At 59.8% G+C, this 16,227-nt stretch carries 16 protein-coding genes and 1 pseudogene; 6 read left to right on the forward strand and 11 right to left on the reverse strand.

Features of this window, described 5'->3' with window-relative positions:
• Window positions 1-22: 22 nt before the first annotated feature.
• From ACFPAH_RS17585 to ACFPAH_RS17600, 4 genes are all read right to left on the reverse strand, one after another.
• Entirely contained in the window at window positions 23-955 is a 933-nt protein-coding gene (locus tag ACFPAH_RS17585) for an STM4504/CBY_0614 family protein (RefSeq protein ID WP_379747881.1), read from the reverse strand.
• A 218-nt stretch (window positions 956-1,173) separates the two neighbouring features.
• Window positions 1,174-2,136, reverse strand: coding sequence for a hypothetical protein (locus tag ACFPAH_RS17590; protein ID WP_379747883.1), 963 nt, complete (start codon window positions 2,134-2,136; stop codon window positions 1,174-1,176).
• On the reverse strand, window positions 2,129-3,235 hold the full coding sequence (locus ACFPAH_RS17595; protein ID WP_379747886.1) for an RES family NAD+ phosphorylase: 1,107 nt from the start codon (window positions 3,233-3,235) through the stop codon (window positions 2,129-2,131). The genes ACFPAH_RS17590 and ACFPAH_RS17595 overlap by 8 nt, the downstream gene beginning before the upstream one ends.
• A 138-nt stretch (window positions 3,236-3,373) precedes the next feature.
• Window positions 3,374-4,039: a hypothetical protein gene (locus ACFPAH_RS17600; RefSeq protein ID WP_379747888.1), complete on the reverse strand. Its 666-nt coding sequence runs from the start codon at window positions 4,037-4,039 to the stop codon at window positions 3,374-3,376.
• 245 nt (window positions 4,040-4,284) lie between these two features.
• On the opposite strand from ACFPAH_RS17600, the gene ACFPAH_RS17605 reads away from it, so the two are divergent.
• From ACFPAH_RS17605 to ACFPAH_RS17615, 3 genes and pseudogenes are all read left to right on the forward strand, one after another.
• Window positions 4,285-4,851: a recombinase family protein gene (locus ACFPAH_RS17605; RefSeq protein WP_379747890.1), complete on the forward strand. Its 567-nt coding sequence runs from the start codon at window positions 4,285-4,287 to the stop codon at window positions 4,849-4,851.
• A 327-nt stretch (window positions 4,852-5,178) separates the two neighbouring features.
• Window positions 5,179-5,922 carry a toll/interleukin-1 receptor domain-containing protein gene (locus tag ACFPAH_RS17610; protein WP_379747892.1) on the forward strand — a complete coding sequence of 248 codons (744 nt, stop codon included), beginning with the start codon at window positions 5,179-5,181 and terminating at the stop codon, window positions 5,920-5,922.
• A gap of 210 nt (window positions 5,923-6,132) precedes the next feature.
• Window positions 6,133-6,339: pseudogene (locus ACFPAH_RS17615) on the forward strand (cyclic pyranopterin monophosphate synthase MoaC); the annotation flags it as partial.
• 79 nt (window positions 6,340-6,418) lie between these two features.
• On the opposite strand, the gene ACFPAH_RS17620 reads toward ACFPAH_RS17615, so the two are convergent.
• The 6 genes from ACFPAH_RS17620 to ACFPAH_RS17645 all read right to left on the reverse strand — a co-directional run bounded on the left by ACFPAH_RS17620 (window position 6,419) and on the right by ACFPAH_RS17645 (window position 10,726).
• Window positions 6,419-7,036 (reverse strand): PEP-CTERM sorting domain-containing protein, encoded by a 618-nt coding sequence (locus tag ACFPAH_RS17620; RefSeq protein ID WP_379747894.1) that lies wholly within the window; start codon window positions 7,034-7,036, stop codon window positions 6,419-6,421.
• 225 nt (window positions 7,037-7,261) lie between these two features.
• Complete coding sequence (locus ACFPAH_RS17625) at window positions 7,262-7,633, reverse strand: hypothetical protein (RefSeq protein ID WP_379747896.1); 372 nt, start codon at window positions 7,631-7,633, stop codon at window positions 7,262-7,264.
• A gap of 76 nt (window positions 7,634-7,709) precedes the next feature.
• On the reverse strand, window positions 7,710-8,570 hold the full coding sequence (locus tag ACFPAH_RS17630) for a universal stress protein (protein WP_379747898.1): 861 nt from the start codon (window positions 8,568-8,570) through the stop codon (window positions 7,710-7,712).
• A 328-nt stretch (window positions 8,571-8,898) separates the two neighbouring features.
• Window positions 8,899-9,606, reverse strand: a complete 708-nt coding sequence (locus ACFPAH_RS17635) for an N-acetyltransferase (protein ID WP_379747900.1) — start codon at window positions 9,604-9,606, stop codon at window positions 8,899-8,901.
• Entirely contained in the window at window positions 9,603-10,466 is an 864-nt protein-coding gene (locus ACFPAH_RS17640; RefSeq protein WP_379747902.1) for a hypothetical protein, read from the reverse strand. The genes ACFPAH_RS17635 and ACFPAH_RS17640 overlap by 4 nt, the downstream gene beginning before the upstream one ends.
• Window positions 10,467-10,564: 98 nt before the next feature.
• Entirely contained in the window at window positions 10,565-10,726 is a 162-nt protein-coding gene (locus ACFPAH_RS17645) for a hypothetical protein (protein WP_379747904.1), read from the reverse strand.
• Window positions 10,727-11,108: 382 nt separating this feature from the next.
• On the opposite strand from ACFPAH_RS17645, the gene ACFPAH_RS17650 reads away from it, so the two are divergent.
• Both ACFPAH_RS17650 and ACFPAH_RS17655 read left to right on the forward strand, forming a co-directional pair.
• The gene (locus ACFPAH_RS17650; protein ID WP_379747906.1) at window positions 11,109-12,692 is read left to right on the forward strand and encodes an ATP-binding protein; all 1,584 of its coding nucleotides are present in this window, start codon (window positions 11,109-11,111) and stop codon (window positions 12,690-12,692) included.
• A complete protein-coding gene (locus ACFPAH_RS17655; protein ID WP_379747908.1) occupies window positions 12,689-13,303 on the forward strand; it encodes a response regulator transcription factor in 615 nt (204 codons plus the stop codon). Before ACFPAH_RS17650 ends, ACFPAH_RS17655 begins: the two co-directional genes overlap by 4 nt.
• Before the next feature lie 13 nt (window positions 13,304-13,316).
• Here ACFPAH_RS17655 and ACFPAH_RS17660 read toward each other — a convergent pair whose 3' ends face one another.
• Window positions 13,317-13,520, reverse strand: a complete 204-nt coding sequence (locus tag ACFPAH_RS17660; RefSeq protein WP_379747910.1) for a hypothetical protein — start codon at window positions 13,518-13,520, stop codon at window positions 13,317-13,319.
• Between the two features lie 574 nt (window positions 13,521-14,094).
• Here ACFPAH_RS17660 and ACFPAH_RS17665 point away from each other — a divergent pair.
• On the forward strand, window positions 14,095-16,143 hold the full coding sequence (locus tag ACFPAH_RS17665; RefSeq protein WP_379747912.1) for an LpqB family beta-propeller domain-containing protein: 2,049 nt from the start codon (window positions 14,095-14,097) through the stop codon (window positions 16,141-16,143).
• The last annotated feature ends 84 nt before the right edge of the window (window positions 16,144-16,227 follow it).

Here is a 16,227-nt window from a genome sequence, read left to right on the forward strand (position 1 = left end):
CTGAGAGCCGTAAAAATTTTTGTTAAGCTTGCTCAGCGGAAGCGTTTGCCTCGGTTAAGAATAAAATTGTAGTGGCTGTAAGGTTCAAGACATATCGCGCTAAGAATCCCGGCACAACACGTCGCTCAATACCTTGTCCGTGTCCAGCGGCCTTATTTCTAACAGTCGGAATTCCGCTTTCAAAAAGCGTTCGCAATGAACTCATTTCGCTCTCTAGATAATTTGGTATCAAACCTTTCGCAAAACATATGTTAATCAGATTTTTTGCGGTGTCGGAAGCTTTGAAATCCCATTCGCGTATGGTGCAGATTGTCTTCATGGTGCTTTCGAAGGCTTTGCAGCACTCGACCAAACACGCCTCATATCTGCCATGGCGATAGTGTTCATGTGCGGTCAAAAATTCTGCGTTCGCTCCCTGAAAACGTTCATCAGAAAGCACTCTCAGGGTGGGCCTCACGGCTTCCGCATGGAGAAACGCCGAATCTAGCCGTATCAGTTGGCTGTCTTCGAACTGGTATCCAATCCCGCTTTCCTTAAAAAGTTGGTTCAGATCCTCTACCGCTTCTTCCGGGGAAAGATGATGGTTCTTCGTGCGATTCTTAAAATCCTGACTTGCGACGTAAGGGCCAGTGATAATTCGGAAGTAAAGTTCGATTATGTCTAGGGCCTGTTCTGCTAACGTTGTGTCGAAGAAAAATTCGGACAGTGCCTTCGCGCCGTCGTGGTGACGACGACTAATTTCCCTAATGCCGTACCCACGCTTTAGCTCCCGTGCAACATACATGTGTATCTCTTCCACTGCTGATGGCCCATAGGTTTCTTCCCCTAAAGCATCTTCGATCATGTGCCATACCTGCACGCGGAAGGTGTCCGGAACAGAATCGTATTGGTACACGTCTGGGAACTCACCTCGTTCCAACCGCTGACGCCGAGAAAAGAGATTGGGAATAGCCATAAATTTCCTTCGGTAATGATGCAAAATGGTAACGCATTGGGCTGTTTGGTAGATGTATCGTAAGGTCACTTACGCTTACTATTTACACTCACAATCGTCTGACACACGCTATCCAAGCTAAGGAACGTCAAGCCACAAGGGTATCCCAACAATTCCACAACTTAAACATGCTGCTTCTTACACCTTGCGACGACGATTGCGCGCTAGTCCTGCCATTGCTAATTGCTCTCGGAATTTGCAACGACGGGCCGTCGAACCCTTAGGTCTCCGCCTACCGAGTAATACAGCTCCTTATGGAGAAGATATTCACGTAACCCCTGTGCATCGAACATGAGAGTGTCGGCCTCCGCTGGCGTGAAAGTCGGACCTACTGAGTCCTCAAAATCTGACGGCCATTGCGCGGCCTCCCAGACTCTGTAAATCGATGCCTCTTCCAAATGACGGGTCTCCGATAACGACATTACTCCACCTCTACGTGCTGGTGCACTTGATGCCCGTGCAGCGCTGTCTATGTCTAACGCCTCATCGACGCCATAAAAGAATGCGGCTGTTTTGTTTGCGAGTAAATCGCTGAAGAAACTTCGGTATTTAAGCTTATTCGCTTCTAAAACGCGTTGATGGCAATCGACAGTTACGCCCTCCCCAAGCACCTTCGCATGACCTAAAAGACGACTTGCTTCGATCCATATTCTCCGGTCGTTATTAGCGTCCCTCAGAAGAATACGTGCTTGTTCTGTCGCTTCTAGCGCTGCCTCCAAGTTAAACAGGGACCGTCGTTCATTTACCTCGTCAAGTCTTTCCTGCTCCTGACGCTTGATTTGACCTTGTTGTATCCAGATGGTTAAAACCACTCCCGCAAATCCTAACCCAGAGAACAATGAGTTGAGGACGCCAAAGCTATCTCCAAGCAAGCCTTTGTCGCCTGCCGTAGTGGGTGCTTCTATTGACATCCCAATCCACTTCGCATACGAAAGAAAGCCGGCAATAACAAGAACAAAAGGTATACCCCACCGTGCGTATTTCATGTATTTTCTTGTAGCCATTAATAAGTTACCGCCAAGAATGCTCAGTATCCGGAGATTTTCTATCGACTCTGGCTTTAATGCTGCCTTACCGCTAACGATCGTCACTTCAACGGTCAAACGAGCATAGTAAGCGCTACAACTGGAAGTGTCACTCATCCTCCCAAAGTGACGCTTGTACATCTCGGCCGATTTCCCGATGTGTGTAGGCGACTTTTTGAGTACGATGAAAACTTAAAGTGCCGGGAACATAGTCGACAGGAAATTCCCGAGAATCTAGCAAAGGGTCGTGCCTAGCGAATAAGACAATATTCGTACCCTTCTTAAATTGAGATGAGCCAAACACAATGCCATCGAATCCTGGCTCATAAACGTGTGCGAGGTATTCAGCCATAGTTTGAGTTATCAGGTAGTCAGCCTCTTTTCCCGGCATCACTGGTTGAGAAATAAGGTAATGAAGTTTACGGAGAAAATCTCGGGCATCGGCATTCTGTTTGTACCTTGGATCGAAGTACGCACTCCACCCGTCATCCAACGCGCTTTCAAGCCGTCTAAAATCGAGAAGCCTTAGCTCTTTGGAGAAGCGCAGCGCTATTACTGCGGAGGTTTGTCCGATAGCAGGTCGAAGTTCTGCAATTGCGGTTTCCTTCTCTGTTGCGCAATACAGTGCTACTACGCCTTCTGGACTCATTCGGCCGGCCCTTGCCTTTTCTTTCGGAGTTGGGCCAACCTCCTTAAATGGATTACCTTGTACTTTCGCAATCTCACTTGAATCTATAATGCGCCCTCTGTATACCGTAAATCCTTCGGGTTCGTTGCGGACAACTTTCCTAATGTTTATCGGGGACGTTTCGAAAGCAATTATGTCCTCGACTCCGCTAAAAATCCCGTCGAAGAACTCACGTACCGCTTCACTGAAAAACCGCCTGTTGTATTTCAATTCCTCTACGATATCATTCCATCGGGGAGTGAAGTAATCGACGGGTTTCTCATCAGGGATTTGCTTGTATGCTCCGCCATGCTCAAAAAAGGGCACTTCCCCATTTTTTATATCGCAATCTTCTCCTTCGACAATAGCCTCGACTAGCTCATCTCGGAAATCGATGTCGGCATTCATCATCCCCATAACTATCTCACCGAGATCAAACACTGTCGGAGCTTCAGCGTCCCAATCTTCCCTAGTCAGCCTGTAAGTGTCATCGCTTGTCCAGAAATGCTGTTGAATGACAGGAGCGACCAAGGCGGCCAGTTGCTTCATCTCAAAAACTCTCGGTTTCTGACGCTTGCAATTAAGGCAATGCCCTTCCAATCCCTCAGCATCGACAACTTTGCTTAAATGCTTGTTAGGTATGCAGGTGCTACATATAAACATCATTTTCCCGATCTATGTAGCGCTCTACTGAAACAAATTGAACAGGCCCAACCATGCGGATAAGTTTGTAATCTCAACCGGAGCGCTGGCAAGCAGCATGCCGACAACCAACCAAATAACGCCAAAGTGCAGGGTAGCGAAATTACCAATTAGTGCCTCTTGAAGTTTGCCTTCCAGCCTCTTGACTTCACGATGTAATTCTTCGTTTAGTCGTTTCAAGTCGGCGGTTTGTTTATCGTTCTGCTGGGTTATCGTTCCATGAATGGTTCCAAGCTCACTATCGAGCCGTCGGACGAACTGCTCTAAGTTGGCTAAACGTGCCTCGACTGTCTGTGGTTGCACCCAAACACTGACACGCCCTCCCGATATCCTCATTTCGGCTCCAACTGCAATGAGTGCACGGCCGGGTACGGATGGACGCATTCCTAGTGCGGATTTGATGCTCTCCCACGCCTTGCGAAACGATGGTCCGGCTCCATACCCCTCTGCTGTATGCGTTAGGTCCCACCAGACAGTCGCTGTTCCTAATAATTGAAGCGTCAATGCCCACAGCCTTACATGACGGTCATACTCAGGCCCGTTGGTTGCCGGAGGCGGATAGAAAAACACGATGCCGACAGTAATAAGTGTTAAAGCAAGGTAAGCCCATACCCGCCAATGAACGCGCATTGATCGTGCGACGTTAAGCATGTGCCCCCCAAAAATTCCAGATTACATTATCACAGCATCAACATCTGTTAGCAATCGACTGCACATGCTAAGGGAATCGAAGCACGTAAGTTGGATGCTGTCCAACAAGGCATACATTTCAGACGCGCCCGCTTGCTCATCGTTTGTCCCGTGCGTGACTGTCTAATAAGTATTCAAAACGACTTTCTAGACGGATTCCAGAAAGTTCTATATACTTATTTTACATATTCAGATAGGGAGCAGAAATGGGCAGTGGTCAAACGGTCGGTTACGTTCGCGTGAGTTCGATTTCCCAGAACACCGCCCGCCAGCTTGACGGCCTAATGCTGGATCAGGTCTTCACCGACAAATGCAGCGGTGGCGATACCGACCGTCCAGCACTGAAAGCGATGCTTTCCCACGTTCGCAAAGGCGATACCGTAGTAGTCCACGAAATCAGCCGCCTCGCACGTAACACGGCTGACCTTCTTGCACTCGTCAAGCAACTGACCGACAAGGGCGTAGCTATCACGTTCCAGAAAGAAGGGCTGACCTTCACAGGCGACAAAGCGAACGCCATGAATCAGATGCTTCTGACAATGCTAGGCGCTGTCTCCGCCTTCGAGCTTGCAATGATTAACGAACGCCGGGCCGAAGGCCAAGCCAAAGCCCGCGAAGCTGGGAAGCACATGGGCCGTCATCCAAAGCTCACCGCCGACCAAGCCGAAACGCTCCGTAAGCGTATCGCAGTGGGCGAAAGCAAGACCGAATTAGCCGCCGAATACGGCATCAGCCGGGCTACTCTCTACACGGCCATTAAAGCCGCCGCCTGAGCCTTGTACAGCCCCGCCACGGCCCGAACGGCTGACCTGTGCGGGAAAGTGCTTCTCCTATTTTAGCCAGCCCTATGGCCTTCCTACCGTACTCAGTTTTCCGTATTAACAACCGAGTTCGAAACATGGGATTTTTCAATTTACCCGAACTCCCATAGATATGATTTTTAATCCGCCATAGCCGTTTCCGTCTTAGGCCGTGTACCCATCTTTTTTTTTGGTAGCCAAATCGGCTGCACGCTTCTCGCCCCTCCAAGTACGCCCGATGCGGCAGCGTTCACAGTCCAAAACCGCTATCATAGGAAGCCAGTAACGCTAGGAGCCAGCATGACCCCACCAGTTGTATTTATTTCCTATTCGCATGATTCGCAAGAACATAAGCAATGGGTCCTCGACTTAGCGACGCGCTTGCGGTCAAGCGGTGTTGACGCAATCCTTGACCAATGGGACCTAGGTCCGGGGAGCGACCTTCCTCATTTCATGGAGCAGAGTCTTGCCCGCGCTTCACGTGTCCTGATGATCTGCACAGAACGCTATGTTGAAAAAGCAAATGGAAGCAAAGGCGGGGTAGGATACGAGAAGATGATCGTCACTGGCGATCTTCTAAAGAGTATTGATTCGAACCGCGTTATACCTATCGTCCGTCAGGCAGGCACGGTTCACCTCCCTACTTTTCTAGCCTCCAAATTCTACATTGATCTTTCGACGGACGATCTATTTGAATCTGGCATGGACCAGCTTCTTAGGGCGCTTCTTAATGCTCCGCTGTTCGTTAAACCGCCACTGGGAGCGGACCCATTTAAGGTTGTGACTGGAACAGCCGAGCCATCCATCCCTACCCCTGTGAATCAGCTTTTGGAAGCTATCTCTAAACTTTACGAACGGTCGACCGAGAACGGTGCCCTGCCCATTATGATGGTAAAGCGTGAGTTGAAAACTTCTAAGCTGTTTTTCGATCATGCACTAGATCAGGCAGAGGAATTGGGGTACGTTTCCTGTGACAGCGGTAGAGAGGATATGTGGGTTACCGAAAGCGGACGGGCTGCACTCGTGCGACTTGCCACGAAGTAGGCACGAAACACTTTAGATTGCTCAAGGGTCAAAGAACGTTCGCAGTGTAGAGGTTTCGCTATGCCGCCGCAAACGATCACAACTGATATGCATAGAAATACCGTACGGTTGCTCCCTGAAGAGTTAGCCCGTAAACTTGACGTAGACAGGAGAAATCCTGTCCCAATTCTGTCCCAACTAGTGGGACGAGAACGGTTTTCTTAGCTGAGTGCCAGCAGCGTCCACTGCCGGGCGCAGGTGGAAACTGTCGGCAAGACCGGGGTCGAGATGGAGGCGCTGACGGCCGTGCAGGTCGGCTTGCTGACGATTTACGACATGTGCAAGGCGGCGGATCGGGGGATGGTGATGACCAACGTCCGGGTGCTGGAGAAGCATGGGGGCAAGAGTGGGGACTGGACGGCCGACCTCGACAATTGACCGCCTTCGCAAGAACAGCGTTCATGGGATGACGACGGTCCGGCCCGCAGGCTGGTCCGGCCGTCGCGGCATCCGAGCGTCATGCCTTGGTCTTGCGACGGCGCGACCATCCCAATGCTGCCAGTGAAAGCCCTACCAGTGCGGCAGAACCCGGTTCGGGTATGTCGCTGCCACCCGAAACGCGCGTAAATAACACGTAATTGTAATTATCGAAATCGCTCGCCAGCGTCTCTTCCGCGAACACCATCTCATTGATCACGTCACTGCCGCTCGCATTGTTCACGACATCCTGGATCGCAATGAGACCGTCCATTTCAACTGTTTCGGCGAATTGAAAAGGAATGAATGAATGGCAGTTTTGCAGATTCGTGCAACCGAAGATGGTGTCCGGCCGGCTGTCGAACTGGCCTGCCGGACTATCGACGAATACCTGTTCCAGCAACGCTTGGCCGGCTACGAACGCCTCCGCCGCGTTTGCGAACGCAAATAGTCGCTGATCACAGTTTCCGCCAAACAAACTATTGCAGGAGCCCTCGGAAAACCTGATGTCGTAGAGTGTGCCTGCGATATCGACACTGTTGGCGCCCGTCAGGATGCCTTCGCCATTGACGAGAAGGACAGGCGCGGCGCCGGCCCCGGTAGTAGCAGAGATAGCGCAAACCGCAAGGAGCTTGCGCAAAGAACGGAAGATGTTCATGGCATTCCTCGTCTGTAAAGACATATAAAGGGCAGGCTGGACATCAGCTCAGCGATGACCTGTTGAAGGTCATAGCGAATGCAAGCATGGAGCGTACCCAAAATAAAACTCCCTTTAATTACAGCGGGTTATGGGTATGCGAGAAGTCGCCGCCAGGAAAACTGTCAGGAATGTCGACAAGCCGGCACCGCCTGTGGCCGCCTGATCACTCAGGCGGCGTGTCCATCACGCACAGAGTCGCCCCGCATTCACCGGCAGCGCGCCCCCGATTACCGCCAGCGGTGGGCTTTTATATAAATCCCCATTCCAGGGCAGGATCGACAGGTCCAGCACGCTGCTGCGTCTCCGCGGCCGGAACTTTCTCACCTCTTGCTGAAACTGGGAAATCGCGCGCCGGCCTACCTGGAACAATAAATCCTCGCGCGAGGCGGCCGGCAGTGGGCGGCTGGCGAGGTCGACCGCATAGCGCGCGCGATGTGCCTCACCCGTTTCGCCGCAGCGGATGTCGGCGCTGCCCCTGCCGTCCTGGTCGAGCGCGACCGTGACGACGCCGTGCCCGACTAGCCGCGATGTGAAATACCTGGTCAGCTGATCCATCACTCCTCCTGTCAACGTGCCCTGCCCGGCCGGCTGCACAGGCAGGCACAGGGCACCCATCATTGGAAAAAGCGTATCAGGCCGGTACCCCGGCCTCGAGCGTCGGAACGACGAGTATGTCGCTCAGGCTGATTTTGCCGAGCCTGGCGCTCGGCTTCCTTTGCAGCAGCCGCGTGAGCAGGCTTTCCTGGCGGTCGTTCAGCACGACCAGGTCCGGCTCGGCATGCGCGGCATGACTGGACGTTGGCGCCGTGCCTGCCGGCCTGGGCGCCGGAATCGCGGCCTTCCCTGCGTCGATCAGGTCGGCAAACACGGGGAAGCCGGCATTCGCGCTGCCCTGCCCGCCTGCCTCGGCGCCGTCCGGAGCCAGGTCGGCGCCGGACACCTGCAGGTAAGTCAGTTGCGCTTTCGGCAGCAGGCGCATCACGGTGCGCAGGGTGCGCGCGGAGGCGTGCGAGAAATCGACGGTGATGCCGACCCGCGTGTATTGGCCGCGCGGGGCGCTGCGTACGACCAGCACCGGCCGGCCGCTGATGCGGGCCGTCATGGCGGCGGCGTGGGTGCCGTGGGATTCGCAAAACCAGTCCGCGTCTTCGGCCACGACGATCAGGTCCGGCCTGGTGGCGCGGACCCGCGCCATGGTTTGCATGTCGAGCGGTCCGATGCCAGAGGCCACCGTGCAGTGCACGCCGAACAGGCGTTGCAGCTGCGACGATTGCTGCGCCAGGCGATGCATGGTTTGCTGTTGCAGGCTGCGCTCCTCGTGCACGCTTTTCCTGCGCATCCACGACACGAGGCGCCGTTCCCCCTTGGGCGGGATCACGGAAAACACATCGAGGCGGGCGGTGGTCGAGGCCGCGGCGAGCATGGCGGCGCGTTCGGGCGCGTGACCCGATTGGTCCGATGACTTGGTCGCTACTAGGATTCCGTAGAACAAGGCTCCCCTCCTTTTCACAAGCGCGTTGACAGTACCAGCCGGCGCCGCGACTGGAGCATCCGGTCGCGGGCGCAGGTCTGGCATGGAACGGCAGGCGCGTGCGCCATGCCGGCGGTGTGCTCGCGATGACCCGCGGATGCGGTACGGTTCGGTGTCGATCTCCTTTCGATGGCGCGGCCTTGCCTTAAAGCGCAGTTACGCTTGCCGCATTCGTGCTCCCCGTAGTGTGCCTGCCGTACGTCGGAAAGTATCGGCCATTCTCTGCAGTTTGGCCATTCGCCAAAGCCCTACGGGTTTCGCCTAGCGCCGGCCGGTGCGGCGCGGCCTGTCAGTCGTGGCTGTGCGCCGACAAGGCCGTGTCCCCGAGTTGCAGGCGCAGGCGCGTTTCGAGATGGCAGGCCGTGCAGCCGGCCCCGACCAGCACCAGCCGGGTGTGCAGGTCGGCCCGGATGTCGGCGTCGACGTCGTTGCCGAGGTAGCGCAGGGTCTTGTTGTGCAGTTCCACGCACACCAGCGGGTAGCGGCTGCCGAGCGAGCGCCACAAGGAGTGAGCGCCGGCCGACTGGCGCGCACCGGTGATCAGGCAATTGCCGGCGTCGAGCCACCAGCGGTAGATGGCCGTGGCGAAGCCGCGGCGCTGGTAGCCGGGGGCGTATTTCGAGTGGGGTGCGCGCAGGTGGCGCTCGGTGCGGCGGTCGAGTTCGACCAGGCGGTTGAAGACGGTATAGCCGGCCAGGCAGCCGGCCGCCAGGTCCTGCACGTAGACATAATGCTCGCCGTCGGCCTCGCGGTAACGGAAGGCGAAGCCCGGCAGCCCGATGTCGAGCGCCGGCAAGCCGTAGAGCGAGTCGCCCTGGCGCATCATGCGCCGGAACAGCTCCTCGAGCTCCGCCTGCAATTGCTCCGGTTTCTGCTCGACGTCGACCCGCAACTCGCTCGGGCGCCGGTCGGTCCAGGGCAGCGCCAGGCCGGGCCAGCGGCCCTGGATCGGTGCCAGGCATGCCGCCAGGCTGGAGGTCGTTAGGGCCGGCGTCATGTGCCGTACCACCAGCCGCTCAGCAGGCGCTCCGGTTTCGTGCGCGCGTGTACCTGGGCGCTGGCCTGCCAGGCGTCGACCCGCACGCTCAAGCCGGCAAATACCGGATGGCCGTCGCCGGCCCGGATCTCGCCTCCGGCAAGCAGGCCCTCGCCGACCCGGATCGCGCCTTGGGCGCTGATGCTGTCGCGCGCCTTGATGCCCCAGTTGGCCTCGAGGTGGCCTTCGCACAGGATGTCGGCGCCCGATTCGATGCCGTGGCCGGCGCGGATCTGGTCGCGGCCGGTGATCGCGCCCGCGGCCCGGATGCCCTTGGTGCAGGCGAGCAGGCCTTCGACCTCGATGTCGGCGCCGGCCTGGCAGTTCCCGCCGACATACAGGCCGTCGCCGCAGACGAGCGACCAGCCGCAGCGCAGGTCGCCGCGGGTGCGGATCGGTCCCGCAGCTTCGATGCCCCATTGGGCGTTGATGCCTTCGCCGGCCTCGATCGCGCCGCCGCAATGGATGCCGCCGCCGGTGACCAGGTCGCCGCCGCAGGTGATCGTGGTGCCGGCGCGGATCGCTCCGCGCGCGTTGATCGCGCGCCCCGTATGAAGGACCGTTTCGACGTCGATATTGCCGAGCACTTCGAGGTGGCCGGCGAAGACCACGGCGTGGGCGTCGATGCTGTCGACGGTGCGCACTTCATTGGTCGGCCCGAACTGGTTCAACAACCAGCAGGCGTCGTCGATGCGCCCGGCGTCGACCAGGGAGTCGAGCAGGGGCTGGTAATCCGAGCCATTTTCGTAGTGGCGCAGGAACCAGCGCAGGCCGCTGGCGCAAGGCTGTTTCGCCTTGATGAAATCTTTGGTGAGGTCCATCACATTCCGAATACGTTTCACGGTCGACCACATGACATCCCCTTCCACAAGAGAGTCGCATGGGCCGTGCCGGCAGGCGCGCGCTGTTCTGTTGACAGTTACAGGGCGGCCAGGCCAAAGGCGCCGGCGCCGGCCATCATCACCACGGCCGCGACCGTCATGAAACGGCTGTCGCGCGGGTTCTCGTTCTTCTTTTCCTTCCAGGCGGTCCAGAACACGCACATGCTCATGGCGCCCAGCAGGGCTGCTGCTTCAGTCATGGGAGAGCCTCATTCAGGTGGACCGGGCCGGGTGACCCGATCGGTTTGAGCCCGGAGCGGCGGAGCGCCCCGGGGCAGCGAAGTGCAACGGCAAGTATCGGCCATTACGGATGACTTGCCTATTCGGCGCCGCCCCTACGGGAAGCCCTTACGGCAGGCCGGCCTGCCGAAAAAACAGGCGCTTTGACGGCCCGCGCGGGCAAGCTTGCGACGGGGCCGGCAGGCGGCGACAATGCGCCTGGGCGGTGTACAATCCGGGCCGCAGGAATCGCCAGATGCGCGCCCGATGCGTAGGATGCGCCGGCCCTTGCGCTGCCCGTTTTGTCCCGCCCATCGCGCCGCCGATGCGGCCCCTCATCGTTGTCGCTGCTCGAAGGAGTGTATGAACAAGCTTGGTGCGACCAGGTCGATCTGGCACGGCTGTGTCTTCCTGGCCTTGTATCTGGTGTGCGATATCCTCAGCGGCCCGGAGGCGCGTTACCAGACGATCGCGCCGGTCTGGCATCCGGCGGCGGGACTGGCGGCGTATGCCGTGTTCCGGCTCGGCGCCCGCGCCACGCTGCCGCTCCTGATCGCCGCCCTGCTGGCGGCCACCATCACGCCGGCGCTGCCGGCCAATGCCGGCCTGTCGCTGCTGGTCGGCCTGCTGCCGCTGCCGATGTATATCGCCGTCGGTTTCTTCATGCGCAGCTATTTGCCGGGGACGGCCTTTTTTGCCACCCACCGCGGCCTGCTGCTGTGGGCCGCCGCGGTCACCCTGGGCAGCTTCCTGAACGCGGCGCTGTACGCCAGCGTGCTGCACGGGCCCGACGTCGCCGTGCACGGCCCCTGGATGGAGACGCTGACGCGCTACACGATCGCCGACATCGCCGGCATCCTGGTGACCGTCCCGGTGGCCACCTTCCTGCTCGACCGCGAACTGCGCGCGGTGTTCGCGCAGCGCGTCCTGAACCGGGACACCGCCGCCTACACTGCCCTGATCGCGCTGGTGCTGTCGATTGCCCTGCAGGCGCCGGCGCCCTCGGAACTGGCGTATTACCTGCTGATCCTGCCGCTGGCCTGGGCCGCGGCGCGCCAGGGCACGGCCGGCGCGCTGACGGCCGCCGTGGTGCTGGAGGTCAGCGTCACCGTCACCGCGCTGCGGCCGATCGCCCATCCGGCGCAGATGGACAACGTGCAGATGCTGGTGCTCACGCTGACCCTGTCGGGCTTCCTGATCGGGATTGCCGTCGACATGGCCCAGCGCGCCAGCGAGGAGCTGCGCCATTCGCTGCGCCTGGCCGCCGCCGGAGAAATGGCGGCCGCCCTGGCGCACGAACTGAACCAGCCGCTGACCGCGCTTGCCGCCTACGGCAGCGCCTGCCGCAAGCTGGTGGCGCGCAACGGCGGCGATCCCCTGCTGCAGAAAACCATCGAATCGATGGCGACCGAATCGCAGCGCGCCTCGAACGTCCTCAAGCGCTTGCGCGAATTCTTCCGCAGCGGAACCATCACCGTCGAACAGCTGTCGCTGGCCGAATTGATCGACGACTCGATCGAACCGTTCGCCCAGCAATTGCGCGACGGGAACGTGAAGCTCGAGCTCAAGCGCTCGGCCGACGCCATGCTCTCGGCAGACCGGGTGCAGCTGGAAGTGGTGATGCGCAACCTGCTGTCGAACGCCTTGCAGGCGCTGGCCGAGTTGCCGGAAGGGGTGGAACGCCGGATCAGCGTCGATGCCGGGGCCGGCGACGGCCTGGTCTGGATCCGGATCGCCGATAATGGGCCGGGCATCGCCGAGCCGGTCCGCGCGCGCCTGTTCGAGCCGTATGTATCGATGAAGTCGAGCGGCTTGGGGCTGGGCCTGGCGATCAGCAAGGCGATCGTCGAGACCCATGGCGGGACGCTCAGCGTCGAGCCGAGTCCGCACGCCGTGTTCAAGATCACCTTGCCGGCACAATGGCATATCGAGGAGGGAAGCGAATGAGTACGCTCAACGAAAACACCGTGTTCATCGTCGACGACGATGCCGCCGTGCGCGATGCGCTGGGCCTGATGCTCAGCCTGAACGGCTACCGGACTGCGTTCTTTGCCGATGCCGCGGCCTTCCTGCAGACCCTGTCGCCCAACCTGTACGGCTGCATCGTGCTCGATATCCGGATGCCGGGCATGGATGGCCTGACCCTGCAAAAAGTGCTGCTCGAACGCGGCTGCAACCTGCCGGTGCTGATCGTGACGGGACATGGGGATGTGGATTCGGCACGGGCCGCGTTCCGCTCGAACGCGGTCGATTTCCTCGAGAAGCCGCTCCAGGAAGAGCAGTTGATCCGTGCGATCGAGGAAGCCTTTTCCAGGCAGACAGACAAGCGCCGCAATACCCGGGCGCAAATGGACTATATCGAACGCCAGGCAACGCTCACCCCGCGCGAGCGCGAGGTGATGCTGCTGGTCGTGGCAGGGCGCCACAATCGTGAAATTGCCCTCGACCTGGGCATCAGCACCCGTACCGTCGAGGTACACAAGGGACGCATGATGGAGAAGCTGAACGTCGGTTCGGTCGCCGACCTGGTGCGCCAGCATCTCCAGCACGGGCCTTGATCGGGGGCCTGGCTTACAGGATCGCGCCCTGCCCGAAGATTACCGCGACACCGGCCACGGTGGCGGCGGCGCCGGACAGCGCCAGCTTGACGAGCAGTTGCCAGCCCCGGCGGCGGCGCATCAGGATGCTTTTCACGAGGCGCCGCTTGCTGCGCCGCTGGATGCGCGATTTCGCAAAGGTGGCGGCATCGGTATGGATGGTCAATGGTTGGTTCATGTCGGTCTCCCTTCCAGTACGGCTTGCGCCGGACAATCAATGAATCGCCGTCGGTCGGTGCGACGACGGCATGTGCGCTTGGAGGGATTGGCTCGGCGAATGCGAAAGGCCCGGGCAGGCGCCCCGCGGCACTCGCCGAGCCTAATGGAGGCCGGCGAGGTTCAGCGATAAGTCGAATACGCAGCGTGACCCGCGCCGCTGCGTACGCGGGCGGCTGGCGCATGTTGCCAGGTGGTGCGCCACCTGACAGACCAGCAAGTCCGGCAATGCAGCGCTCGTCGGGCAGCGCGTCGAGTTGTCGAAATTCAGGGTCATGGGCAAAGGTTCGGCCGCTAGTCAGCGGCAGCTGGGCATCGTCCCGTGCGGGACGAAAACGCCGGCTTGTCGCCGGCACGCTTGATTTAGTAAAGACAGTATCGCCGATACGGCCCGGCAGCGCATCCGCACTCTGCCTAAGGGGAACCCCTAGGCCCTGCGCCTGCCCCATTCGCCTCGCATGGCGTGTTAAATTGCTGGCTTGCCGCGGCAGGGCCGCGCACCCAATCATTTTCGAGAGACGCTTGAAGAGGAATCGATGACATTACGCTTAGCTTTACTGGTGACGGCATTGGCTGCTACCAGTGCCGTGGCCGCCCCGCGCGGCCTGACGGTGGAAGACCTGGTCAACCTGGAACGGGTCGGCAGCCCGGCCGTTTCGCCGGACGCCAGCCGCGTCGTCTATACGGTGCGCGCCACCGACATGGCCAAGAACCGCGGCCATACCAGCCTCTGGATTGCCGGCCTGGACGGCAAGGCGGGGCCGCGCGCGCTCACCCATCACGAGAGCAGCAGCACCGATCCGCAGTGGGCGCCGGCCGGCGACGCCGTCTATTTCCTGTCGACCCGCTCGGGCAGCTCGCAGGTGTGGCGCCAAAGCGCGGCCGGCGGCGAGCCGGTGCAGGTGACCAACCTGCCGCTCGACGTCGATAACTTCCGCGTCGCGCCGACGGGCGAGCGCATCGCCATGAGCCTGGCCGTGTTCCGCGACTGCGCCGACCTGGCCTGCACCAAGGACCGCATGGAGGCGAAGGCGAAGGACAAGGCGAGCGGGCGCGTCTACGACCGCCTGTTCGTGCGCCACTGGGATACCTGGGCGGACGGGCGCAACGCGGTGCTGTTCTCGGCCCCGCTCGACGCCAACGGGCGCGTCAGCGCCGCCCCGGTCAGCCTGTCCGGCTCGCTCGACGGCGACGTGCCCTCGAAGCCCTTCGGCGACCGCGAGGAATACCGCTTCAGCCCGGACGGCAAGACGGTCGTGTTCTCGGCCCGGATTGCCGGCAAGACCGAGGCCTGGTCGACCAACTTCGACCTCTACAGCGTGCCGGCCGCAGGCGGCGCCCCGCGCAACCTGACCGCCGACAACCCGGCCTGGGATACGAAAGGCGTGTTCTCGCCGGACGGCCGCACGCTGGCCTACCTGGCGATGGCACGTCCCGGCTTCGAGGCCGACCGCTACCAGGTCATGCTGATGGATGTCGCCAGCGGCAAGAAGCGCCGCCTGGCCGAACACTGGGACCGCTCGCCCGGCGCACTGCAATGGAGCGCGGACGGCAAGACGCTCGTCGTCGACGCGGAAGACGTCGGCCAGCACCGCCTGTTCGCGATCGACGTCGCCAGCGGCAAGGTCAACCCGCTGACCGACAAGGGTTCGGTCGGCGCCTTCGACCTGCGCCGCGATGCCCTCGTCTATACGCTGGCCGCGCTGGATTCGCCGGCGCAGCTGTACGCCACGTCCCTGCGCGGCGGCAAGCCGCAGAAGCTGACCAACAACAACGCCGACAAGCTGGCCGACGTGCGCTTCGGCCAGTTCGAGCAGTTCTCGTTTGCCGGCGCCAACGGCGATACCGTGTACGGCTACGTGATGAAGCCGTGGAATGCGACGCCGGGCGCCAAGTACCCGGTCGCCTTCCTGGTGCACGGCGGCCCGCAGGGCAGCTTCGGCAACGCCTGGAGCTACCGCTGGAATCCGCAGGTGTATGCCGGCGCCGGCTACGCCGCCGTCTTCATCGACTTCCACGGCTCGACCGGCTACGGCCAGAAGTTCACCGACTCGATCAGCGGCGACTGGGGCGGCAAGCCGCTCGAAGACCTGCAAAAGGGACTCGATGCGGCCGTGAAAAAATTCCCCTGGCTGGACCGCGAGCGCAGCTGCGCGCTGGGCGCCTCCTACGGCGGCTACATGATGAACTGGATCGCCGGCAACTGGGCGGACGGCTTCAAGTGCCTGGTCAACCACGACGGCGTGTTCGACACGCGCGGCATGGCCTATTCGACCGAAGAGCAATGGTTCACCGACTGGGAAAGCGGCGGCCCGTATTTCGCGGTGCCGGACCAGCATGAGCGCTTCAACCCGGTGCACCACGTGAACAAGTGGAAGACGCCGATGCTCGTCATCCAGGGCGACCTCGACTTCCGCATCCCGACCGCCCAGGCACTGTCCACCTTCACGGCCCTGCAGCGGCGCGGGATCGAGAGCAAGTTCCTGATGTTCCCGGACGAGAACCACTGGGTGCTCAAGCCCGCCAACTCGGTGCTGTGGCACCACACCGTGATCGGTTGGCTCGACCAGCACCTGAAACGCTGAACGTTTCACTGAAACAACAAAGCCCGCCGCAAACGCGGGCTTTTTTTGTGTTGTCGACTGTCAGTTTATTTCTCTTCGGATAAC

It is taken from the genome of Massilia sp. GCM10023247, assembly GCF_042653325.1.
In the GTDB taxonomy this organism is placed as follows: Bacteria; Pseudomonadota; Gammaproteobacteria; order Burkholderiales; family Burkholderiaceae_D; genus Telluria.

What these genes read in the sequence shown, in the direction of transcription:
- ACFPAH_RS17620 (WP_379747894.1), bottom strand. Translation starts at nt 7,036, where the DNA reads ATGAACATCTTCCGTTCTTTGCGCAAGCTCCTTGCGGTTTGCGCTATC.
- ACFPAH_RS17590 (WP_379747883.1), bottom strand. Translation starts at nt 2,136, where the DNA reads ATGAGTGACACTTCCAGTTGTAGCGCTTACTATGCTCGTTTGACCGTT.
- ACFPAH_RS17650 (WP_379747906.1), top strand. Translation starts at nt 11,109, where the DNA reads ATGAACAAGCTTGGTGCGACCAGGTCGATCTGGCACGGCTGTGTCTTC.
- ACFPAH_RS17660 (WP_379747910.1), bottom strand. Translation starts at nt 13,520, where the DNA reads ATGAACCAACCATTGACCATCCATACCGATGCCGCCACCTTTGCGAAA.
- ACFPAH_RS17635 (WP_379747900.1), bottom strand. Translation starts at nt 9,606, where the DNA reads ATGACGCCGGCCCTAACGACCTCCAGCCTGGCGGCATGCCTGGCACCG.
- ACFPAH_RS17665 (WP_379747912.1), top strand. Translation starts at nt 14,095, where the DNA reads ATGACATTACGCTTAGCTTTACTGGTGACGGCATTGGCTGCTACCAGT.
- ACFPAH_RS17605 (WP_379747890.1), top strand. Translation starts at nt 4,285, where the DNA reads ATGGGCAGTGGTCAAACGGTCGGTTACGTTCGCGTGAGTTCGATTTCC.
- ACFPAH_RS17585 (WP_379747881.1), bottom strand. Translation starts at nt 955, where the DNA reads ATGGCTATTCCCAATCTCTTTTCTCGGCGTCAGCGGTTGGAACGAGGT.
- ACFPAH_RS17595 (WP_379747886.1), bottom strand. Translation starts at nt 3,235, where the DNA reads ATGAAGCAACTGGCCGCCTTGGTCGCTCCTGTCATTCAACAGCATTTC.
- ACFPAH_RS17625 (WP_379747896.1), bottom strand. Translation starts at nt 7,633, where the DNA reads ATGGATCAGCTGACCAGGTATTTCACATCGCGGCTAGTCGGGCACGGC.
- ACFPAH_RS17640 (WP_379747902.1), bottom strand. Translation starts at nt 10,466, where the DNA reads ATGGACCTCACCAAAGATTTCATCAAGGCGAAACAGCCTTGCGCCAGC.
- ACFPAH_RS17655 (WP_379747908.1), top strand. Translation starts at nt 12,689, where the DNA reads ATGAGTACGCTCAACGAAAACACCGTGTTCATCGTCGACGACGATGCC.
- ACFPAH_RS17610 (WP_379747892.1), top strand. Translation starts at nt 5,179, where the DNA reads ATGACCCCACCAGTTGTATTTATTTCCTATTCGCATGATTCGCAAGAA.
- ACFPAH_RS17600 (WP_379747888.1), bottom strand. Translation starts at nt 4,039, where the DNA reads ATGCTTAACGTCGCACGATCAATGCGCGTTCATTGGCGGGTATGGGCT.
- ACFPAH_RS17645 (WP_379747904.1), bottom strand. Translation starts at nt 10,726, where the DNA reads ATGACTGAAGCAGCAGCCCTGCTGGGCGCCATGAGCATGTGCGTGTTC.